The following is a 23,259-nucleotide window of genomic DNA, read 5'->3' as shown; positions in this document are numbered from 1 at the left end:
AGGAAAGCCTTGTCAGATAAGGGCGTAGAGCGCCCAGGGCTATCCCTGTCAGGGTTTATTCGGACGTTCGATGACCCAGCAAGTGATCCAGAAAGCGACGAGCAGCCACTGAAAGTTCACCAGCATGGTCTACGCAAATGACGAATCGTCTCGTGGCCCACTCGTCTAGCAAAGGTATCGCACACAAGTTGTACAGGTTGCGATATCTCTCAACGGCCTCGATCGGCAGCACCGCGAGTCCAAGGTTCCAGTGAATGAGGCGGAATACGGCATCAAAGCTTGATACGTTTGCGCGGTATCGAATCGTCCGCGCGTGCTCGGACGCTGTGCGCTTCATCAGCGCGTTGACTGCCGCGTTCACTGATAGTCCGATCTGCTCGTAGTCGAGCGTATCAACAAAGGAGAGTGTCTCTCTATCTGCGAGCGGATGATTTCTCTTGACGACTACAGCGAAGTGGTCGGATCGAAACGGTAGCATTCTGACTTCAGTGCCGCCGACGAAATCTCGACAAATTCCTATGTCGGCCGCACCGCTTGCGATAGCCCGAACGACATCGGCACTCACTCGCTCCTCAAGGACAATCTGGATTTTGTCGTTCGCTTGGAGGAATGAAGCGATTTCGTCGGGCACGAACTCAACGATCGAAGAGACGTTGGCCAATACGCGAACCAAGCCCCGTACTCCGGTTGAGAACTCACTCAGATCGCTTTGAAGTGCTTCGACGCCGTGCATCAGTTGCCTTGCATGACGTAGAAAAATCTCGCCGGCCGCTGTTGCGGTTACCCCGCGAGATTTTCGCAGGAGCAATGCCGTGCCGAGCGCCTGCTCCATATCGGTGACGCGTTTACTAACTGCGGCGGCGGCCATCCCTTCACGTTCGCTCGCGCGCGCGATGCTGCCTTCTTCGCAAATGGCGATGAACAGTCTGAGTGAGGTCGGATCCGGTTGCCACATTTCGTCGTCTCCTGCGAAGCTTGACTTACCCGCGCTGCCCTGAGTATGTCAGGAAGTCAATGAAAGTCCGGGCGGGCGGCGACGGAGCAGTGTTTTTACGCCAGAGCATGCCAACGTCCATCGGCGGAATTGCGGTTGCCACATCCCGCGCTTCAATTCGCTTGCCCTCGAGAGACCAAGGACGGAACACCATCTCCGAGAGAATCGTTACCCCGAAGCCATGTGATACAAAACCTCGAAGCGCCTCCATCGAGCCGGTGCGAAGAATAACCTTTGGCGCCTGTTTCTGCCTCCTCCAGTACCGCATCGTCGACTCTTCGCCTTCGTCTACCGTGAGCATGATGTAAGGGTGCTCCGCGATGTCGCGCAGGGATGGGTTGGACAACTGAGCGAGCGGGTGAGCAGGAGCTACCCAAAGTTTTCGGTGAGAGCGAATGAGGCTACGGTGCTCGAAGCGATTGATCGCGGTCACGTTCGAGAGCAACGCGATGCCGATGTCGATCCGGCCCGATACTACCGCTTGCTCCAGCGTCTCCCGATCGAGATCGTGAAGCTCGAAATGGATATGCGGATAGCTCGCTCGGAACCGGGCGAGCACCTCGGGAAGGAAGTACCCCATCACCGTGTATGACGCACCTATGCGCACCACGCCTTGAGCATCTCGGGATCGAGATCGGGATTTGTGCAAGGCATCACTGAGCGAGTCGATGACGTGTCGCGCATGATAGTAAAAATCATGTCCGTCTAGTGTGAGCGAGACGCCGTGTGGCAGCCTGTCAAACAGGCGCGTTCCCAGTATTTCTTCTAACGTAGAAACTGCATTCGTGACCGCCGACTGAGAGATGTGCTCATTGGTGGCGGCCATCGAGAACTGTCCGCTCTCCGCTGCTGCCACAAAGTAGCGAAGCTGCCTCATCGTGAAATCTTGCGGCATTCGATTCTTACTCCCCAGTAAGAGGGAATGAAAGCTATGAGTGCGCTGCGGGAGCAGAGCATTGCGAGCTATTGCTAAGTAAGATATCTGAATATCAGATATCTGGTGTCTGAAAGTGTGATTTTACGATAGTGGGGCGCTTCCCTAGACTCCTCTTAGAACCCTACAAGAGAGAGCTCACCGCGTGAGCTTCTCGCCGGAGACAATCTGTGAACGGTCCACTATCCCACGGTGCAGATCAAGTACGCGCCGAAAGCCCTGCTGCGGTCACGGTAGACGACAAGTACACCCTCTCGAGAGGACGGGTGTACATGAGTGGGACGCAAGCGCTGGTCCGTTTGCCCCTCTTGCAGAAAGAACGTGACCTTTTGACCGGACTGAATACGGCGGGCTTCATTTCCGGCTACCGAGGGTCTCCGCTCGGATCGCTCGATATGGCGCTCTGGAAGGCGAAGAAGCATCTAGCGGATAGCGATGTCGTGTTCCAGCCTGGCATTAACGAAGATCTCGCTGCGACGTCTGTGTGGGGTACGCAACAGCTGAACTTGTTCCCTGGAGCGACCCGCGATGGCGTCTTTGCGATGTGGTACGGAAAAGGCCCAGGGGTGGACCGATCCATGGACGTTCTTAAACACGCCAATTCGGCGGGTTCCGCTAAGCACGGTGGCGTGCTCGTACTGGCTGGCGACGACCATGCGGCGAAGTCATCTTCCGTCGCACACCAGTCAGAGCACGTTTTGCTTTCGGCGGGCATTCCCGTGCTTTACCCTTCAAACGTTCAGGAATATCTGGATTACGGCTTGCACGGCTGGGCTATGAGCCGCTACACGGGCCTGTGGGTGGCTATGAAGTGCGTAACTGACATCGTCGAGTCCACTGCGTCGGTAGAGATCGATCCCGACCGTGTTCGACCGATCATCCCAAGTGATTTCGCCATGCCGGCCGACGGCCTGGGCATTCGTTGGCCCGACGCGCCCCTTGAGCAAGAGGCGCGTCTGCTTGACCACAAGCTATACGCGGCACTCGCGTATGTTCGGGCAAACAATTTGAACCGCATCGTTATTGATTCGGAGCGTGCGCGATTCGGCATTATGGCTGCCGGCAAGGCCTACCTTGACGTGCGTCAGGCATTGATCGACCTTGGGCTCGACGAGGATACTTGCCGACAGTTAGGCATTCGCCTACTCAAAGTCGGATGTGTGTGGCCATTGGACGCACAGCATGCAAGGACCTTCGCCACTGGTCTGGAAGAGATCCTTGTCGTGGAGGAAAAACGCCAAATTCTTGAGTATGCACTCAAGGAAGAGTTGTACAACTGGCGCGAGGACGTGCGTCCGAAGATCTACGGCAAATTTGACGAGCGCGATAACCAAGGCGGTGAATGGGCCCTCCCTCAGGGCGAGTGGCTGTTGCCGGCCCACTACGAGCTTTCCCCTGCGTTGATCGCCAAGGCTATTGCCAAGCGACTACAAAAATTCGATCTGCCCGAGCAGATACGCAATCGCGTTACGGCCCGGATTAGCCTTGTCGAAGCCAAGGAACGCGAGGCGGCGAGGCCGCGACTCTCGGTTGAGCGCAAGCCATGGTTTTGCTCCGGCTGCCCCCACAACACATCGACGCGCGTGCCAGAAGGTTCCCGCGCGATGGCTGGCATCGGCTGTCACTACATGGCAATGTGGATGGATCGGAGTACACAGACATTTAGCCAGATGGGGGGGGAGGGCACAGCCTGGATAGGCCAGATGCACTTCACCAGGGAAAAGCATGTCTTTGTGAACTTAGGAGATGGAACTTACTTCCATTCGGGTCTGCTTGCCATTCGCGCGGCAGTTGCCGCGAACGCGAACGTCACCTACAAAATTCTTTATAACGACGCAGTTGCCATGACAGGCGGCCAGCCCGTCGATGGCACACTGAGCGTGCCTCAAATCGCACATCAAGTTCATTCGGAAGGCGTGAAGCGCATCGTCATCGTGACAGATGAGCCCAAAAAATATCATGCGCGCCTCGTACTTCCGCAGGGTGTCGACGTTCATCATCGCGACCAGTTGGACACTGTTCAACGTGCACTACGCGACATACCGGGCACTACCGTACTGATTTACGATCAGACCTGCGCGACGGAAAAGCGACGTCGTCGAAAGCGTGGTTCGTATCCCGACCCGGCACGCCGTGCCTTCATCAACGACGCGGTTTGCGAGGGCTGCGGCGACTGCTCGGTGCAATCGAATTGCTTGTCCGTCGAGCCACTGGACACTCCGCTGGGCACAAAACGAAAGATTAACCAGTCATCGTGCAACAAGGACTTCTCATGCGTGAAGGGTTTTTGTCCGAGCTTCGTGGTTGCTGAAGGCGCGCAGCCGCGCAAGCCCCAGGTGCTACGCGGCGGCGGCACGGACAAGCCTGATTTCGACGCCCTACCTCTACCATCGTTGCCAGCTCTCGAAAAACCATATGGCATTCTCATTGCCGGTGTCGGCGGTACGGGCGTCGTGACCGTTGGAGCCCTGCTCGGCATGGCGGCGCATATCGAGCGCAAGGGCGTTATCGTGCTCGACATGGCCGGGCTCGCGCAAAAGGGCGGTGCTGTTCTCAGCCATGTGCAGGTCGCGGCTACACCCGATGCACTGCATGCAACACGCATTGCGATGGGAGAGGCCCGGCTCGTAATCGGTTGCGATGCGATCGTTTCGGCGTCAAGCGAGGTGCTGTCTCGCACGCGGTCTGGTGTGACGTTCGCCACCATCAATAGCGGGGCGACGCCAACGGCAGACTTCGTCAAGAATCCGAAGTGGACCTATCCGGCTGTGCAGATTGAAGCGGAACTGCGCAACAGCATAGGCGATGGATGCACGTGCATCGATGCGAACGCACTGGCATTGAGCATCCTGGGCGACACGATCTACAGCAACCCTCTGCTGTTGGGCTTCTCATGGCAGAAGGGGTGGTTGCCACTGGAACTCTCGAGCTTACTGCGCGCCATCGAGCTCAACGGTGTATCGGTCGAGAAAAATCAGCAAGCGTTCAATTGGGGTCGCTATGTCGCTCATCATGGCGACGCCGTAGCTATGGACCTCACTAAGCGCCCTGTCACGCAGCAAGCGGTCGTTATGCGGATGCCAGAATCGCTCGATAAGCTGATCGCAACGCGCGAATCATTGTTGACTACATACCAGAACGAAGCCTACGCGCTGACTTACCGTCGGGTGGTCGACCGTATTCGATTGAGGGAGTCAGAGCTCGCTGCAGATACGAAGCTACCGCTTACGCGAGCGGTGGCAATCAATTTGGCGAAGCTCATGGCATATAAGGACGAATACGAAGTCGCCCGACTTTACGCGGAGCCAGCTTATCGCGAGAAACTGCGTGAGCAATTCGAGGGGGAGCCGGGCCGAGACTACAAACTCAGCTTCTACCTTGCCCCACCGCTGCTTACGAGACGCGACGAGCGGGGGCATCTCACGAAACGGCGCTTTGGTCCATGGGTGTTGCCGATTTTTCGCTTGCTTGCCCGAATGAAGTGGCTTCGAGGAACCGCGCTGGACGTCTTCGGCAAGACGGCTGAACGGCGTGGTGAGAGGCAACTGATCGTCGACTACATCGCGTTGGTCGACGAGCTTTGCGCAACACTCGATGCCGGACGTCTTCCACTGGCTCTGGAGCTAGCTGGTTTAGCGGACGAGATCCGGGGCTTCGGTCACGTGAAAGAGCGGAATATCGTGGCTGCAGCGCAGAAGAGGGAGCGGCTGTTGCACGCGTACCGTACGACAGAGCACTCTGTCGCGAGTGCGTAAGACTGGCAAGTGCATCTATAGTGGTGGCCTTGCAGTTCACGAATACGTGGCACACATAACCAGCAAGCCTCGCACCCACGCTGGAAGGTTGTCGCAGAACACGCATGCCACGCGAATCGCAGTGCCGTCACGGACCGAAGCGAGAAAATGCCCGACACGCCACAGGTGTCGGGCAAGCCCGGAAGCCGCAATCGTTCGGGGCGCCGGTGGCGCCAATGGCCTAGACGTTCGACAGGTCCGTAATAGCCTCGCGGCTTCCCGCCACCTCCCGCAGTCTGAATTTTTGGATTTTCCCCGTTCCCGTCTTTGGTAGTGTTCCGTAGATGACCCTGACGGGGCACTTGTAGTGGGCCAGTCGTTCACGACAGAAGCTGATGATTTCAGTTTGGTCCGGGGCCGTCACGCCTGGCTTCAATTCAATGAACGCGCAGGGCGATTCACCCCACTTTGGGTCCGGCTGGGCGACCACTGCGGCGATCAGGACAGCCGGATGTCGATGAAGTACGTCCTCGACCTCAACAGAGGAAATGTTCTCGCCACCAGAGATGATGACGTCCTTGGACCGGTCTGTAATCTGGATATAGCCGTCCGGATGCATCACAGCGATGTCACCGGTGTGGAACCAGCCTCCTATAAACGCGCTGGCAGTGGCTTCGGGATTTTTCAGGTATCCCTTCATCACGATGTTGCCTCGGAGCAAGAGCTCTCCCTGGGTTGTTCCATCCCAAGGTACAGGCTCGCAAGTGACCGGGTCAGCAACACGAAGCCCCTCCAAGCCGGAAGCCCGGTTGCCCTGGCGGGCCATGAGGCGTGCTTTCTCATCCATCGGCTTATCGCTCCAAGCGGGATTGATGAAGCTGCTCACCGGGGTGCCGGATGCTTCTGTGATGCCGTAGACGTGCTCGACTTCGAAGCCCATCTCGATGACAGCCTTCAATACTGCTGCTGGCGGAGGCGAGCCAGCCGTCCTAACTCGGACGGTCTTCTGCAGTTGGCAACGCTCAGCATCAGAAGAGCTGGCGAGTGATGCCAATACGATCGGCGCTGCGCAGAAGTGATCCACGCCGTGCTGCTCGATGGCGCTAAAGATATTCGCGGCGGTCACTCTTCGCAGGCAGACGTGTGTGCCGGCAGCGGCGGAGATCGCCCATGCGAAGCACCAGCCGTTCGCGTGGAACAGGGGAAGCGTCCACAGATACACCGGTCGACGGGGCATGCCCCAATCCATCAACTGAAGCATGCTCATCAGATAGGTACCCCGGTGACTCGGCACAACGCCTTTCGGGTCTGAGGTCGTTCCGGACGTGTAGTTCAGGGCGATCGCATCCCATTCGTCCTCCGGCCACACGCCTGGAAAATCAGTGTCACCCTCGGCGAGAAAGGCTTCGTACTCCATCTCGCCGATCAGATCACCGCTGGATGCTTCGATGTCGGCGATGTCAATGACCAACGGCTTGTTTTCAATCTGCTCGAGCGCTTTCGCTGCAAGCGATGAGAATTCCCTGTCGACCAAGAGAACCTTGCATTCCCCGTGACGCAGGATGAACCTGACGCCGTCGGCATCCAATCGACAGTTGATCGCGTTAAGCACCGCGCCGGACAGGGGAATACCGTGATGTGCCTCGACCATGGCCGGAGTGTTGGGCGCGAGAATGGAAACCGTATCTCCGCGCTTGATCCCTCGCTTGACGAGGGCACTGGCCAACCGTAGGCAGCGTTCTCGCGTTTGTTTCCACGTTTGCCGCAACGGACCGTGAATGATCGCGATGTGGTCAGGGTATTGCTCTGCACACCTGTCGAGGAAGTGGAGCGGTGTCAGCGGAAGGTGGTTCGCAGGGGTACGGCCAAGCCCGCTCTGATAGATGTTTCCGGTCATAGCAATGTCTCCACGTCGGGTTATGAATGCTTGGTCCTGAGGGGTTCCCCATTCCTCAGGCCGCACCACAATCTAGCTTTGACCCAACAGGGGGAATGTCATCCCCGAGACATTCCTACGGTTTGGCAGAAAATCATTCAGGAGAGAAGCGATTGTCGGCTGCAAGACATTGGAACGCAGCATCGCCCTCTAACCTGAGTCCCTGTAAGCGCTCAAGTCTTATGGCTGGCCGGACAGGTAATCGGTAGACGTCGGTAGACGCCACTGCCAACCACCGTAACCGTACTCTGATGCGAGAAAAGAACGTCTCGCACGTACTTTTACGCGTTCTGATGGAAAGGGCAGCAATGAATATCTCTAGCGACGACCTGAGTGACCTCAGGGATGCTTTGACGCTAAACACACGGGCAATGTCGAGCTTTGGTGGACGACTCGCTGTTCTCTACAAGTTTGTCGATGCCGCGCTTCCGCAACTGAGCGTGGCGCAGCGCGCTGAGGCGGCGTGGAGCCTTAGGCAAGGCATTGAAGATGTGATGTCAATCGCTGACGACATCGCGCTTCCGGCCGAATACCACGCGGCGCTGCTGGAGCAGACCAACGTTCTTCTGACTGCGTTAGAGAGGAAAAGCGTCACCTCGCAGTAGGTCACTCCTCTTGATCAGAGATGGCTCCCTCCATCCAGATCCCGGTTCCCCGCTGTCTCTCCACACCGGGATCCTTCTTGTGCCGCGCTATTGCGGCATTTTTTTTGGGGGGCTGTGCTCGGAACAACTGCGGCTGTTTCCCGTTGGACTAGCTTGCGCGCGACCAATTTCTGAACGCAACGCTATCAATGTTGCTTCTCGGGCAACTCTAAGCATTGCCCCAGGTTCTTTGTCGCGTCAAGCAGACGCGGCCTTACGTCCAGGCGTCCAGCAACCTTAGTACGGCTTGATGAGCGCCACTTTTCAAGCATGACTGTGGATCAAGCAATGTGTCTGAAAGTAGAGGACCGATTGTCGGCTGCAAGACATTGGGGCTCGAGAACGATCGCTAACCTGATTTCAAGTGGACGCGAGGTCCGCATGACAGTTGAGCGAGGTAGTAGATGGAACGAGCTGGACCGCCACCGGATGAACTTTTGTCGATCCGGTCTGCTGTTGAATGGGCAATTGCTACGCGACGTAGCGTTCGAGCCTTTCTTCCGAAGCCCGTCCCCGCCCCAATCATCAAGGCAATTCTTGATGTGGCGCGCTATGCGGCAACCGGGGTGAACATTCAACCCTGGAAGGTACACGTGCTCACCGGCGACGCCCGGGATCGGGTATGTGCCGCAATTGCCAAAGTTGATAACGATCCTGCGTTGGCGGAAGCGCATACCGATGAATGGGACTACTACCCAGGCGAGTGGGTGTCACCCTACATCGACAGGCGTCGTGATATCGGATGGAAGCTCTATGGCCTTCTTGGCATCGAGAAGGGAGACAAGCCAAGGATGCACGCGCAGCACGGCAGGAACTATCAGTTCTTCGATGCGCCGGTCGGCCTGTTCTTCACGATCGACCGCGTGATGCAGCGTGGCAGCCTTCTCGACTACGGGATGTTCCTGCAGAACATCATGGTTGTCGCCCGTACTTATGGTTTGAGCACCTGCCCTCAGGCCGCCTTCATGAAGTACCACAAGATCATCGAGCAAGAACTTGGCTTACCAACAGAGGAAATGTTCCTGGTGGGCATGAGTCTGGGCTACGCCGACGAGAGTCGCGTTGAGAACACGCTTGTCTCAGAGAGAGCGCCTTCGTCCGCCTTCACGGTTTATCACGCCAACTAGCTTTACTAACAGATGGACCAATAGCAGCACAACGATATCCATTCTCAAATGGAGGAGACCATGAGTAACGAAGTTGATGTTCAATCGATCGCACAGAACGCGAGGTTCTCGCGCTTCCATAGCTTGATCCTGTTCTGGTGTGTTCTGATCCTCGTTCTTGACGGATACGACTTGGCCGTTGTGGGCGCGGCATTGCCGTCGATCATGAAGCAGATGGGGGTGGATGCGGCAAAGGCCGGTTTCATGGCGAGCTCGGCCCTGTTCGGCATGATGTTCGGGGCGATCTACCTTGGCACACTGGCCGACAAGATTGGCCGGCCGGTATCGATTTGCGTGTGCATTGCACTGTTCAGCTTCTTCACGGCCGCGGCTGGACTTACGCACGATCCATTGAGCTTCAGCGTCACTCGCTTCCTTGCGGGCCTGGGGATCGGTGGGGTTCTTCCCATCGTGACTGCGCAGATGGGTGAGTTTGCACCACGCAAGATCCGAGCTCGCCTCGTCACCATTGTCTTCGCGGGGTATTCGATCGGCGGCATCCTTGTGGCGCTCACCGGGAAGCAACTGATTGAAACCTACGGCTGGCAGTCGGTGTTTTTCATCGCCGGCACGCCCATCCTGGTCATTCCCTTCATCTTGCTTACCATGCCCGACTCGCTGGCGTTTCTGGTACAGCGGAACCGCACCGAGAAACTCGTACAAGTGATCAAGAGGATCGCTCCAGAGGTTCAGGTCAGTAGCCGAGATCGGTTCGTCATGCCGCAAGAGGCTATGGTGACCAAGGCGCCGGTGGCCAAGCTGTTTCAGGATGGACGCGGATTCAGCACCGTCATGATCTGGGTCGCGTTCTTCATGGGTCTGTTCATGGTGTACTCGTTGAGCTCTTGGCTCACGAAGTTGATGGCGATGTCGGGCTACAGCCTGGGGTCTGCACTGACCTTTGTACTCGTCTTCAATATTGGCGCTGTGATCGGTGCCGTTGGCGGAGGTTGGCTGGGCGACAGGTACAACATCAAGCACGTGCTGGTCGCCTTCTATGCAACCGGCGCCGTGTCACTAGCGCTGATGGGGTACACGAAATCGACAGAGCTGCTGTTCCTTGTCGTGTTCGTGGTCGGCGCCTGCACCCTCGGGACGCAGCTCCTGGCGTACGCATACGCTGGTGAGTTCTACCCTGCCGCAATTCGCTCCACTGGCGTGGGCTTTGCATCCGGCATTGGTCGCCTTGGAGCGATCGCGGCCCCCGTGCTGATCGGCATGCTGGTAGCGATGCGGCTGCCTCTGGAGCAGAACTTCTTGGCTATCGCCCTTGCCGGGGTATTGGGCACCATCGCCGTCATGATGATTGACCATCGCCGCTGCGCAGCCAACACACATGGTGCAGCTGTGCTTCCCCCACACGCCGACATCCGTTCGTCAGCAAGCAGTTGAACCATCACTCTCAGGAAATCAACCGATGCAGATTAGTAACAACGTATTCGTGGTAACCGGCGGCGGCTCAGGACTGGGGGCCGCAACCGCCCGCTCGCTCTCCCAGAAGGGGGGCAAGGTGGTGATTGTCGACCTTGATTTGGTTGCGGCCGAGGCCATGGCTGCTGAACTCGGCTGCGCATTTGTCTGCGCCGACGTGACAAGCGAGGACGGTGCAAAAGACGTATTCAAAGCCGCCACTGCATTGGGAACGCTACGTGGCCTAGTGAACTGCGCTGGTGTCGCACCTGCGGAGAAGGTTGTGGGAAAACAGGGGCCGCACGCAATGGGATCCTTCTTGCGTACCCTCAACATCAACCTGGGCGGCACGTTCAACATGGTTCGGCTGGCGGCTGAGGTCATGCAACAGCAGCCCGTTGACGACGATGGCGAACGAGGTGTGATCGTCAACACCGCGTCAGTTGCCGCGTTTGATGGCCAGATTGGGCAGGCTGCATACGCAGCATCGAAAGGCGGCGTTGTCTCCATGACTTTGCCGCTCGCTCGAGAACTGGCCAGGTCCGGAATCCGGGTGGTGACGATCGCCCCGGGGATCATGGAAACCCCGATGCTGCTCAAGATGCCTGCAGATGTGCAGGAGGCGTTGGGTCGGTCCGTTCCCTTTCCTCCGCGTTTGGGCAAGGCAACGGAATTCGCCAGTCTGGTCGAGCACGTGATTGGGAATCGCTATCTGAATGGCGAAGTTATCCGGCTCGATGGCGCCATTCGAATGGCGGCGAAGTAAACCACTAGAACGGAAACCGTATATGAGCACGAACGATCCAGTCGTCATTCTGTCCGCCGCACGCACCCCGATCGGCGGCTTCCAAGGGGACCTCGCAAGTCTCACCGCGCCTGAACTTGGCGGGTTCGCCATTCGCGCCGCCGTTGCGCGTGCAAATGTGGACGCTGGCGCGGTGCAGGAACTGCTGATGGGTTGCGTACTGCCTGCCGGCGTTGGCCAGGCCCCAACACGTCAAGCTTGCTTGAACGCCGGCCTCGCTGAATCGGTTCCATGTACGACCATCAGTAAGGTGTGCGGATCTGGCATGAAAGCCGTGATGCTCGCGCACGACTCCATCGCTGCTAGCACCAGCAACCTCATGGTTGCAGGTGGGATGGAGTCGATGAGCAATGCGCCCTATCTGCTTCCCAAGGCGCGGAAAGGGTATCGCCTCGGGCATGGGCAGCTGCTGGACCACATGTTCTTCGATGGACTGGAAGATCACTATCGGGACGACACACGTGGCCGGCTGATGGGCACTTTTGCCGAGGATTGCGCGGAGCGCTACCGCTTTTCTCGCGAAGCGCAGGACGAATGGGCAATTCTGTCGACCCAGCGCGCGAAGGCAGCCATCGAGCGCGGCGATTTCGAGTGGGAAACAACGCCGGCCACGGTCCAGACTCGAACTGGCGAGGTCACTCTGCAGACCGATGAGCAGCCGCTGAAGGCCGATCTTGAAAAAATTCGCACGTTGAAGCCGGTTTTCAAAAAGGGGGGAACCGTGACACCGGCGAACTCGAGTTCCATTTCTGACGGTGCCGCTGCGCTGGTGCTGGCGCGGGAATCGACTGCTCGGAAGCTGGGTGTTCAGCCGCTTGCACGAATCGTGGGGCACGCAACGCATGCGCAAGCACCGGCGGACTTCACCACTGCACCGGTGGGTGCAATCCAGAAGCTGCTTGGTCAGACCGGATGGTCGACCACGGATGTCGACCTGTGGGAGATCAACGAGGCGTTTGCTGTGGTCGCCATGGCAGCGATGCACGACTTGCGGCTGGACCCCGAAGCCGTCAACGTTCACGGCGGAGCTTGTGCTCTTGGTCACCCCATTGGTGCGTCGGGCGCGAGGATTCTCGTAACGCTTCTTGGGGCCCTGCGGAAGACGGCTAAGAAGCGTGGCGTGGCAAGCCTTTGTATCGGTGGTGGCGAGGCAACGGCGGTGGCGATCGAACTGTTGTGAAGAAAGCCCCGGCCTTGCAACGAACGCGGGGCCGGTGGCGTTACGAAGTTGTTGGTTGGAGCCGAAAGTGAGTAACGTAGTTCTACGAAAGACAATCGAGCGGGTGGGCCTGATTCAGATCAATCGACCCGACGCGCTGAACGCGCTCAATGACGAGGTAATGGACGGAATTGGCGCGGCTGTCGACGCTTACGAGCGGGATGAGAACATCGGTTGTATCGTCCTGACCGGCAATGAGCGCGCGTTTGCCGCCGGTGCGGACGTTGCCTACATGAAGGATTTCGACTTCCAAGAAGTCTACAAAGGCAACTTCATCTCGAGAAACTGGGAGCGGATTCGGGCGGCGAGAAAGCCTGTTCTCGCTGCGGTGTCGGGCTATGCGCTGGGTGGTGGATGCGAATTGGCAATGATGTGCGATCTCATCTTTGCCTCGGACACAGCCCGATTCGGACAGCCCGAAATCAAGATTGGCACGATGCCGGGCGCTGGCGGAACGCAACGTCTACCGCGACTAGTCGGCAAAGCCAAAGCGATGGATCTGTGCTTGACCTCGCGCATGGTCGACGCGGCCGAGGCGGAACGATGGGGCATCGTCTCGCGTGTCTATCCAAGCGATCAGCTGCTCGATGAAACGCTGGAAGTGGCCAAGCTCATTGCCAGCTACTCGCTGCCTGTGGTCATGATGATCAAGGAGTCGATCAATCGGGCATACGAAAGCTCTTTGAGCGAAGGTCTGCTCTTCGAGCGCCGTGCTTTTCATTCGACGTTTGCACTTGCGGACCAGAAAGAGGGAATGTCGGCCTTCCTATCGAAGCGCTCGCCGAGTTTCAAACATCGCTGACGAAAGGGCAATGCCCCGACCTCCGACAGCATGTGGCCCGACGGTTCGCTGCGGTAGTGAGCGAGGTTCGTACGCTGGTACATCACTCGTCGAGCGTGGTATAGGAGATCGGGCAACTGATTGGGCGGTGAAAAGTTTCCAAACCGATTCGCAATTGGTAGACAAGGCAGGCACGTGAAACGAGCTCTCACGGAGGTCACCGGCATCATGAGTGAGATTGCCGCGGCATCTTCTGAGCAGAGTCGTAGCGTTGGACAAGTGAACCAGGTCGTCTCGTAGATGGGCGGCGCGACACAGCTGAACGCTGCGCCGATGGAGCAAGCTGTTGCGTCGTCGGTGTCCTTGCCGGAGCAAGGGCTGCAACTGAGCGAGACGGCGGCGTTCTTCTGTCTGAATTCCAGCGCGTAGCTCCTGCGATCGAACTCACCCAGCACGAGTGCGATCTTCCGTCTACTGCGCTCGCTGAGCTTAGCCTGCGTCACTCCAATTTCTTTGTTGCTCGTGCAATCCCTAGCTTGCCATCAGCGCATCTTACGTTGGCATTGGTGACTGCTGAATCGACGCGGTCCCACTATTGCCACCGTATCCGAGCACCTCGTGGTGCTCCGGTTGTCGAGCTCCTTGGCGCCTGTTCGCATATTCCGCCTCTCAGACTCATCCCCCGGACCAACTCTCAAAACTAGCGAAGTACCCCCTTCTGCGGAGAGGTCCCAAGCATGACGATCCGGCGTGCCCAAAAGTCTTGAAAGTGACAATCCCGTGAGGCTCCGGGCGGTAGCGTGTTGGTGCAGTCCAACCATCGACAAAACTGCACGTCATCGACGTCCATAAGATCAGGAGACCACATCATGCTAGACCTCGACCACAGCCGGCGCCGATAGAGCCGCTCACAGCCTTTGGCTAGGGCCGCTGCATGATTTCGGCCAGTAAGCAAGCCTGCTAGAACGCAGGTTCGCAATTCATGCATGACCCACTACGGACCAATCGTTGGTCAGTGGTGTTCCGAAGCAGAAGTGAATCGCTTGAGGTCGTTAAGACCCTCCAACGCTCGATTTCACTTCGACCAGCAGGAAATGTGGAGACGTACGATGAACAAACGAGTTATCTCAGCGCGCGTGATGCTGTGCTGCCTTGCATTGGCACAGGCGGCATGTGGAGGGGGAGATGACCCACCGACTCAGGCAGCCACTGCGCCGACTACTACCTCATCTCTATCGGTACCCTTAGCGACATGTGGTGCCGGCGATACCCCGGAAAAGGGGTTGCAAGGGCAAGTCCCGATGTCGGAGCGCGCGGCGGGATTCCAGGGCTACACGTGCAATCTCACGAAGGCGTCCAATGTCCCAGCCCCGGATAATGGATATCGCCAGTTTGTGTCCGTACGCGATCGCAGCGGGCATGTGTGCGGTTATGCCGGGGGTGTCACTTCGCTTGGCAGTTCAAACACCATGGTGGTGGATATGACAAATCCCGACCAACTGGTGCAGACGGCCGTGCTCTCGAGCCCGGCCATGACGAGCCCTGGGGAGGGGCTACGCACGCATACCGGCCGGGGCTTGCTGATTGCAGCACACTACAACGCTAGCCCCGGTACCACAAGCGAGTCGCACGGATTCGATGTCTACGATGTTGGGACCGATTGCCGATTCCCACAGTTGCTGACAACCACGGAACTTATGTTCAATACGGCCGATTCGCTCCCTTGGCCAGGTGTGGGGCCCTGGCCGGCGAGCGATGCCGTATTCGGACATGAGGGCGCCATCTCTCAGGATGGACTTACCTACTACATCGGGGACTTTCCGCACAACGCTTATCACGCCGTCGATATCACCGATCCCACTAAGCCCGTATTGTTAAGTTCATTCGTGCCGCCATCGGCAACGGGCCTCAAGGATCCTTTGACCGGGCAGGGTGTGGTGCATGGGCTTTCAGTCAGCAACGACGGCACCCGCACATATTTCACCACCGGCGCGATCGCGTTTCGCAGTGATGCAATGGTGCCTCAAACAGGAGAGTGGCATAACGGGTTCCTTGTCGTCGATACAAGTGAGATCCAAGCCCGCACCCCGAACGCAAAAATGCGGCTCATTCATGAAGAGAATTATCACGATAACGAGGCCGAACAGATGACGATCCCGTTTACGGTCAAGGGTCATCGCTATCTTCTCAGTACCGGAGAATCGGGGACTGGGGGACTGGGCCCAAAGGGGAAGAAGCAGGCCTGTGCCGCTGGTTTGACTCCCTTCGGGATTGCCAGAATTTATAACCTTGACGACGAAAGCAACCCTGCCCTGGTTAAGAAGATTGTGCTGGAAGCCAACGACCCGAAGAACTGCTCTTTGGTCGAGGGCGAGATCGACTCAGGCTACGGATTGGCGTATGACTCCCATATGTGCAGCGTCGACAATCGCGATGAGGCAACGACGCTTGTTTGCTCGCACTTCCTATCGGGGATCCGAGTGTTCGACATCCGAGATCCGGCCAACTTGAAGGAAATTGCGTACTACAACCCACCTTCTGTAACAGGTCCCGGCAAGCCGATACCGTGGTGTGGCGCTATCTCCACGCTAGATGCGTTGACGGGCAGACTCTACAGCGCATGCGGTGGAATTGGGGTGTTGTCATTGAAGTTTGCGCACTCGGTGTGGCCGTTCACTGGATCGACAACGCCTGCTGACAAACAACTATGAAACGAAACAGCCTAGCCAGGATCACGTGCGCCGCACTTTTCCTGGCGACGCTGGGCTGGGTGCTGTCGCACGCATCCATTGGGGCCAGCACGAGGGACTCACGCTTGAGTCCGGAAGGGCTGGCCCGGTCGTTCTGCGTGCCGATTCCAGCCTCGGCAAAAGTGGCGGAAAGTGAGGCCGCCGATCATGCGATGGTGGTCCAAGTTCCCTCGGTACCATCCGATTCTGCTGCAGATTTCCGCTCCGTCAAGGCGGCGCAGGGTGAAGTCATTCGATTCACTGTTTCAAGCGCACGAGCTGGGGCGGTCGGTGTCCATGGACTGTCAGACATCACGCCGATTCAGGCTGGCGGGACCGTCACGATTGCCATGCGTGCCATCTACTCGGGGCGGTTCCCGTTGCACTTCCACGGAACCGATGGATCTCATTTCGAACTGGCTGCCGTTGAGGTGCGGAGCGCAGACGCACAGCTTGCTGGCAAGAATCATTGAGGCTTCATGGTATTGCACGGTCATCGTTCGATGGCTGTAGGATTATTGAGACGTAACAACAATGCTGACGCATTCTCTTGTCACAACAGGACACTCACCGCGTGGCCGCGACCGTGTCCGACGTATGCTGAAGGCCTTGATGACCTGCGCGGCGTTCTGGGGAGCGTGCGCGCTCCTTTCGCCAGCGAGAGCTTACGAAGCGGACGTGCACTATGGTCTTGTCAAATGGCTTGCTCATAAGGCCGGCTACACCGACTGGCAAGCCGAAGCGATTGCACTAGGTGACAATCGTGTCGATTCAGGTATGCCAAGCACGCTTGAGGTAGTGCTTGAGTACGCGTGTATCGGACACTATCCCGATGCAGCACGAGCGATCCAGGCGCGACACTATCCTTCCGCACAAGCACTGCCGGCACTTCCAAGGGATCGCATCGTAGTGCCGGGCAGCCCGGCTGCGCGCCACGTTCTGGACGACACTGTTGGCCGCGCGACGAGCCAGGAGGCGCAATATCTTGGCTTGTTGGGTGCAGCGTTGCACCCTCTGCAAGATTCGTGGTCCCATGCCGGTGAGCCGAGCATACCAGTCCTCGCGGCGTCGCTTCATTGTGACCCGACACTGGCGTCTGGGCCGCCGGAAAGGGCGGGGGCAGGGGCCCATGGCGCAAACGTAACCTTCGTCGCACCCGATGATGTGGTCGCCATGGCGAATGCCACATATACGGAACTACTGAAGTACCCCGTGATACAAGGGCAAGCACGAACGGCTGCGCAGTGGGCTGATCTTGTCGACAAGGTCAAGCGCTTCGCCATTGCGCGCACTAAGACCGAGAAGCGGAAGTGGTTCCGTGAGCAGGGATTTGAGTCGACAGATTTTCTGGCTGGCATCAGTTTGCCGGATGGGCCAAGCGCTGGATCGCTCGAGCCCTTCGACCATGCGATGCCGCAGCTGACACAGTTCGCCTCCCAGCAGCATGACGCACCTCCCGGCACAAAGGAATTCTTCGATCGATTACTTGCGCGCTGGCTGAGCAACGAGCCCGTCGAGACGGTCGTTGGCGAAATGAGTGCGTTTGGTACGAATGCTGGGGGCAAGAAGTCAACCGACCTGCAGGCCGCGCGTGAAAGGGCTGATCTCGTTGCCCTGATGAAGCTTTGGAAGATGCGTGATCACGGTTCCGTAGAGTCTCTTGCACACGCGCCGCGGCCTTTTTCAGCAAAGCAGCTAGCGAAAGTCCGTGCGATCACCGCGAAAGGTGATGGTTACGTAAGCCCGAGCTCCCCGGTAGACGCATTTGTTCCGCTTGTCGCCAAGGGGAAGTATGTTTCGCCGCTATTGCCATACATTGTTCGCACTATTCCCAGCGACGATGCCACTAGACCTAGAGTGATTGCGATCGCGCGGCTGAAGCACACGCCTTATGACACAGTCGGTTGGATTGCCGAACGTGTCGGTTCCGAATGGCGGCTCGTCGACATGGTAGCTGCCGTCGATCAATAACCCATATACCTGGACCCTGTGAGGGCTCCAGTTGCGAGAAGGAGCTGGCAAGTTGGGTGGACTCCGAAGTGCTATCAGCCTGAGCAGTTCCTCGAGTTTTGCGCGCCGAGCTGCTAGGTTCCTTGCGTCGTTGGCTTTGGGGTACCTTTGGGTGCCCTCGGCCAACGCCCACTTCTTTTCGGTGTCCTACACACTCCCCATACCTTTTGCAATGTATGCATGGGGTGCTTCACTCAGCATTGTGATTTCGTTTGCGCTTCTCGCCTTGTTTGCGACGTCAAGCAAGGTGAGCAATCTGGGCACGGAGCGGACTAGCACGCTATGCCGACTCAGAGATGGGCGCGTGATGCAGGGGGGGCGTGCTCTGAGCTTGGCGTTGCTTCTGCTCTGCATTGCAAGTGGTCTAGCCGGAGCGCAAAGCAACTACGAGAACTTCAGCATGACCTTCTTCTGGGTCATCTGTGTGGTCATGCTCCCCTATACGGTGGCGATCTTCGGCAACTTCTACGCTGTGATCAATCCTTGGAAGGTTCTGGTTGATCTCGTTGAGTTCATGGTCGGGCGGTCTTTTGGAGGGGTGCTCGCTCTGCCCACAAGAGGGAAGTACTGGCCCGCCCTTATCATGTACATGGCGTTGATTTATATCGAGCTTTTTTCGCAGATATCGCCATTTGGTTTGTCATGGGTGCTGACGGTCTATGCCATCATCAACGTCGGCGGCGCGTGGTTGTTTGGAAAAGAAGAGTGGCTTCGCCACGGCGAGTTTTTTGGTGTGATGCTCCAATTGATTGGTAAGTTCGCGCCAATAGCATGGGAGGAGGATTCGTCGGCCGGCAGCTTCGCGGTAAAGGTCAGCCTTCGTCGTCCGATGCTGAGCCTCATACGAGAGAAGGCGGAGGATACGTCTCACGTCGTATTCATCCTTTTCATGCTTTCATCCACGGGATTCGATGGCTTGCATGAAACCGTTCCGTGGGTGAGTTTCTTCTGGGCGAAGATCAATCCCTATATAGCCGGATTGGTGCACGCGTCCGCCCGGGAGCAATTGCTCATTTCTGCCAACGCGTACCTGCTCTGGCAAAGGGCGATGCTTTTCTTTTCGCCTTTCATCTATCTGCTGGTCTTCATGGGCGTTGTTGGTCTCGTGGCGCGAATTGCCGGCCCAACGTTTAGTGTGCGGGAAATGACGCTACGTCTGGCGCCTTCCCTTGTGCCCATTGCGCTGGTCTACCATGTGGCGCACTACTTCACGATGGTCTTCTCGCAAGGCGGTCAGATCGTGCGGTTGATCTCCGATCCTTTTGGTGCTGGCTGGAATTTATTTGGGACCGCTAAGATTGATGTGCCGCCAATCATGTTCGATCTCGGAACGATATGGCACACGCAAGTCGCGATCATTTTACTGGGCCACATCGCCGGCGTGATCCTTGCCCACATCGAGGCGGTGCGCAGTGTCGCTAGCCAATCCCGTGCATTACTGGGGCAGCTTCCGGTTCTTGCGCTCATGGTGGTGTTCACGACGATGGGCTTATGGATTCTGTCCCTGCCACTCGCGCCAGGGCAGTAGTCGTGCCCCTGCTCCATCACCTTGACACCTCCGCAGGAAGAATAACTGCTGCGGCACCCGATTGTGGGTAAGGATAGAAAGCCACTGAGAGTGGTTGACGATTTATCGAAACGAAAATGCCCATCAGATGTGCTGATGGGTTTTTTTGCCGCATGTTTCAGCTCGATAGACCCTCACTTTGCTATGCACAGATGGCATTGGTTCTTCTTCCAATGCCAGTGCCGCAATCCTAGTCACCGCCGTTTTTCAGAAAATGTCTCGCACAGGACATTTCTCCACCGGCCCAACTCATAGAGTTGGACGCGGCTATATAGCTGACAAGCTTCGTTGCACAAAGGCTGAAATGGAGGGGCGGGAGGAATATGCCTCGCTATAGCAACTAGCTCAAGCAAACGATCAGCAGCCAGTATTTCCATATGACCCCACCAGCTAGTTCGTAGGAGGCACGGCAATGCGGAGAAAAAGCGAGCATCATCCTCACGCCATCGAGGGCACTACGTTGCGAAGAGGTCGATTCCGTTTTGCGAGCGGGGCAACGGCGCTTGTCGGTAAAGCGGCGGCACTAACCATGGCGGGCGCTCTTGCAGCATGCGGGGCGGACGGGTCCGGCGCAGGAGTGCAGGGTAGCTGCATGGCAATGCAGAACATGACGTTCGGCGACGCGACAATTACGAAAGCCACATTTGCGCCCGCCACTAGTAAAGAACCAGAGCGTTGCGTTGCACTTGCTCACATGGCTAAGGAGCTCGATTTTGAGGTGAGCATGCCGACGGACTGGAATCATCGGACTGTCTTCATCGGGGGAGGAGGCTTTGATGGCAGCGTTTCAGATATGCTTGATTTCACCGTCAGTCCCGGCCTTCGACAGCATGGCTATGTGACCATCAAATCGAACCATGGCCACAATAGCTCTCCAATGGATGCCTCGTGGGCACTCGACGATCAGGAGTTCGCTGACTATGCGACGGACTCTGTCCCCCGGGTACTCACGCCCGCAAAGCAGATTCTCCAGTCTTACTACGGGGATCGCGCATCGACTGCTAAGACTGTATTCGAGGGGTGCTCGGGCGGTGGACGGCGCGCCCTGATGCAAGCCCAACGCTACCCCCAGCTATTTGATGGCATCATCGCGCGTGCGCCTGCCAATGCCTTCAACCCGCAATTCTTGTGGTATCAGAAGGTGGCCAAGCAACTTGCGCAGCCAGGTGGCGCGTTGAGCGCTGCAAAGGTCAAGGCGGTCGCGAACGCTGTGTACGCCAAGTGTGACGCGCTTGACGGGCTGGCGGATGGAATCGTTGGTCGCCCGAACGCCTGCAACTTCGATCCTATCGAACTCGCCTGCACCGGGGCTGAAACCGATAGCTGCCTTACCCCGCAGCAGGTCGAATCAGCTCGTACTTTCTATGCTCCGACCAACATCGCCAATGGCCGCTATGTCTGGGCTGGCTTTTCACCGGGCGGCGAGGACGGCAGCACCGGATGGGCGGCAGTAATCAACCAACAGTCTTTGATGGCGGGTTATATCAAGTACATGGTGGCACGTGATGCCACGATCGACCCGCTTCAACTGGATCCCACTCAGTACACTGCGCGCATTGATCAGCTTGTATCAATGCTTGATGCGACAAGCCCCGATCTGAGCGCATTCAAGGCCCGAGGCGGTAAGTTGATGATGTGGGCTGGTCAGGCCGATTGGCTGATCACTGCCAACAATGCGACTGACTACTACCAGCAAGTCGTGCAGAAGAGTGGCGGACAGGCTGCTGCGGATGAGTTTCTCGAGTACTACACAGCCCCGGGTGTGGGTCATTGTGGGCAGGGGAACGGCGCTGACAAGGTCGATCTGGTTGGTCCGATGTTTGATTGGGTAGAGAAGGACATTCCCCCAAGAACGTCGCCGATCATCGCTATGTCCACAATGGCCCCGAACAAGAGTCGCCCGGTGTGCAGATACCCGCAGTACCCGAAGTACATTGGGGGGGATCCGAACGCTGCGTCGAGCTTCGCTTGTACATCCCCCTAAAAGCAATCTAGGTGTTCGAAACGTCTATCAATTCCATTGATGGACGTTTCTCTTTTCGAGCACTGCTGTGATTCGCATCGCCTACAACTGAATTGCACTCAGACACAAAGCGGATGGCCGATACCAAGCAACTCCTCCCATGGCCGTACGCTAGTCGAGGTGGTGAGGCGGGGCTCTTGAGCCTCAAGGCAATCTGGGCATCCGCATTCTTGGTTGTATCCCTCTCGCAGCTGCAATGCGAGAATCAAGCAGCCGGAGCTGCGACTGCGCGACGGGATCGCCCGTTCCAGTTCGACTGCGCGGCTATCCCACCATCTCGGAAGCGGGCTCTCGCAAACCGCTGTCACTAGTTGAACCGTGACAGCGGCGTCCGATTCCATTGCCCGCTAGGTTCAGCGCCGTGCCATCATCTCGGCAGACCAGAAGAACTGGCCGCTCCGTTGCGGATACATGCCCGCAGAAAGAAGCGCCAAGTCAAGGTCTGTCGATTTGCGGCCTTCGGCTCGCCTACACGTATTTCAAGAGAATCTCTGCGAGAGCCTCGGGAGCCAGCCGCGGAATATCGTGTGCGCAGTCGAGGCGATGTGTGGCCCATTCAGGATCCAGTCGCAGACGTTCGTACAGCTCAACGAACGGACTTCCTTCCCAGCCGCACGCGGCGACGAAGGCTTTGCTGGGGACATTGCGCCAATTGCCGGTCAACTTGATCGCCTGGAGGAAGGTGGCGATTGGATGGGGACGGCATCGCCTGTCGAGATGGGCCGGCGGCACGCAAGTCAAACCATCCGCAGCCACGCCCGCGATGAATCGCTCCCGATAAATCGGGGTGGTGAGCGACCAAACCGATGCACCGTTATCCGGCACATAGGCATCGGCGTAGACGATCGCTTTGACGCGGGATGGCTCCTTGTCCGCGGCGCCAGTGATGACCATTCCCCCATACGAATGACCTACCAGAACGGCAGGCGTATCGCGCCCGCGAACCGCTTGAACCACCTCGTGAATATGACGTTCGAGATTGGCCCCGGTCGAAAGCTCGTCACCCAGCCCCGAAAGGGTAAGCGCCTGCACTTCGTGGCCTTCGTTTGATAGCACCTTGCTGACAGCATCGAAGGCCCAGCCTCCGTGCCAACCACCTGGCACCAAGACGACTCTTGTCATGTGATTTGCCCTCTCGAATGCGTTAGCCGGGCCAGCCTTGAGCTATCAGCTACAGCACTGTCGACATGCGTTCGTTGTCGTTTGGAATTGCGTTCCCGTAACTGGCGCTAAGAGGTCGCGCTAGTAGGTGCGCACGCGCTTCGGAATCCGTACTCGACCTTTCGCTTCTGGTCGAATTGCGTCGG

General features: G+C 57.6%; 16 protein-coding genes. 12 read left to right on the top strand and 4 right to left on the bottom strand.

Translation table 11 applies throughout. The features are described 5' to 3' along the window. Positions 1 to 55: 55 nt before the first annotated feature. Together PI87_RS12450 and PI87_RS12445 are read right to left on the bottom strand one after the other, a co-directional pair. Positions 56 to 955 (bottom strand): LysR substrate-binding domain-containing protein, encoded by a 900-nt coding sequence (locus tag PI87_RS12450; RefSeq protein WP_039598012.1) that lies wholly within the window; start codon positions 953 to 955, stop codon positions 56 to 58. A 25-nt stretch (positions 956 to 980) separates the two neighbouring features. Then, positions 981 to 1,889, bottom strand: coding sequence for a LysR family transcriptional regulator (locus PI87_RS12445; protein WP_039598011.1), 909 nt, complete (start codon positions 1,887 to 1,889; stop codon positions 981 to 983). A gap of 209 nt (positions 1,890 to 2,098) precedes the next feature. Between PI87_RS12445 and PI87_RS12440 the strand changes: the two genes are divergently transcribed. Further along, on the top strand, positions 2,099 to 5,683 hold the full coding sequence (locus tag PI87_RS12440; protein WP_052321506.1) for an indolepyruvate ferredoxin oxidoreductase family protein: 3,585 nt from the start codon (positions 2,099 to 2,101) through the stop codon (positions 5,681 to 5,683). Between the two features lie 220 nt (positions 5,684 to 5,903). On the opposite strand, the gene PI87_RS12435 is transcribed toward PI87_RS12440, so the two are convergent. Then, positions 5,904 to 7,559, bottom strand: a complete 1,656-nt coding sequence (locus PI87_RS12435) for an acyl-CoA synthetase (RefSeq protein ID WP_039598010.1) — start codon at positions 7,557 to 7,559, stop codon at positions 5,904 to 5,906. 347 nt (positions 7,560 to 7,906) lie between these two features. Between PI87_RS12435 and PI87_RS12430 the strand changes: the two genes are divergently transcribed. The 11 genes from PI87_RS12430 (at position 7,907) to PI87_RS12380 (ending at position 21,913) form a co-directional block, all read left to right on the top strand. Beyond that, complete coding sequence (locus PI87_RS12430) at positions 7,907 to 8,203, top strand: hypothetical protein (RefSeq protein ID WP_039598009.1); 297 nt, start codon at positions 7,907 to 7,909, stop codon at positions 8,201 to 8,203. Positions 8,204 to 8,646: 443 nt separating this feature from the next. Continuing rightward, positions 8,647 to 9,369 (top strand): nitroreductase, encoded by a 723-nt coding sequence (locus tag PI87_RS12425; protein ID WP_039598008.1) that lies wholly within the window; start codon positions 8,647 to 8,649, stop codon positions 9,367 to 9,369. Between the two features lie 60 nt (positions 9,370 to 9,429). Beyond that, positions 9,430 to 10,800: an MFS transporter gene (locus PI87_RS12420; protein WP_039598151.1), complete on the top strand. Its 1,371-nt coding sequence runs from the start codon at positions 9,430 to 9,432 to the stop codon at positions 10,798 to 10,800. A 25-nt stretch (positions 10,801 to 10,825) separates the two neighbouring features. Then, positions 10,826 to 11,584 carry an SDR family NAD(P)-dependent oxidoreductase gene (locus tag PI87_RS12415; RefSeq protein WP_039598007.1) on the top strand — a complete coding sequence of 253 codons (759 nt, stop codon included), beginning with the start codon at positions 10,826 to 10,828 and terminating at the stop codon, positions 11,582 to 11,584. 22 nt (positions 11,585 to 11,606) lie between these two features. Continuing rightward, positions 11,607 to 12,803, top strand: a complete 1,197-nt coding sequence (locus PI87_RS12410) for an acetyl-CoA C-acyltransferase (protein ID WP_039598006.1) — start codon at positions 11,607 to 11,609, stop codon at positions 12,801 to 12,803. Between the two features lie 67 nt (positions 12,804 to 12,870). Beyond that, a complete protein-coding gene (locus PI87_RS12405; protein ID WP_039598005.1) occupies positions 12,871 to 13,644 on the top strand; it encodes an enoyl-CoA hydratase in 774 nt (257 codons plus the stop codon). 1,088 nt (positions 13,645 to 14,732) lie between these two features. Then, positions 14,733 to 16,334, top strand: a complete 1,602-nt coding sequence (locus PI87_RS12400; RefSeq protein WP_157003119.1) for an LVIVD repeat-containing protein — start codon at positions 14,733 to 14,735, stop codon at positions 16,332 to 16,334. Continuing rightward, positions 16,331 to 16,825, top strand: a complete 495-nt coding sequence (locus PI87_RS12395; RefSeq protein ID WP_039598004.1) for a hypothetical protein — start codon at positions 16,331 to 16,333, stop codon at positions 16,823 to 16,825. The genes PI87_RS12400 and PI87_RS12395 overlap by 4 nt, the downstream gene beginning before the upstream one ends. A 124-nt stretch (positions 16,826 to 16,949) precedes the next feature. Continuing rightward, positions 16,950 to 18,323 (top strand): hypothetical protein, encoded by a 1,374-nt coding sequence (locus PI87_RS12390; RefSeq protein WP_039598003.1) that lies wholly within the window; start codon positions 16,950 to 16,952, stop codon positions 18,321 to 18,323. Positions 18,324 to 18,762: 439 nt separating this feature from the next. Then, positions 18,763 to 19,890 (top strand): hypothetical protein, encoded by a 1,128-nt coding sequence (locus PI87_RS12385; RefSeq protein WP_157003118.1) that lies wholly within the window; start codon positions 18,763 to 18,765, stop codon positions 19,888 to 19,890. A gap of 631 nt (positions 19,891 to 20,521) precedes the next feature. After that, positions 20,522 to 21,913, top strand: coding sequence for a tannase/feruloyl esterase family alpha/beta hydrolase (locus PI87_RS12380; RefSeq protein WP_232313985.1), 1,392 nt, complete (start codon positions 20,522 to 20,524; stop codon positions 21,911 to 21,913). Positions 21,914 to 22,420: 507 nt separating this feature from the next. Here PI87_RS12380 and PI87_RS12375 read toward each other — a convergent pair. Then, positions 22,421 to 23,074, bottom strand: coding sequence for an alpha/beta hydrolase (locus tag PI87_RS12375; protein WP_039598002.1), 654 nt, complete (start codon positions 23,072 to 23,074; stop codon positions 22,421 to 22,423). Positions 23,075 to 23,259: the final 185 nt, after the last annotated feature.

The organism is Ralstonia sp. A12, assembly GCF_000801955.1.
In the GTDB taxonomy this organism is placed as follows: Bacteria; Pseudomonadota; Gammaproteobacteria; order Burkholderiales; family Burkholderiaceae; genus Ralstonia.
The sequence above is the reverse complement of the archived record's forward strand: the minus strand, read 5'-3'. Positions and strand labels throughout refer to the sequence as shown.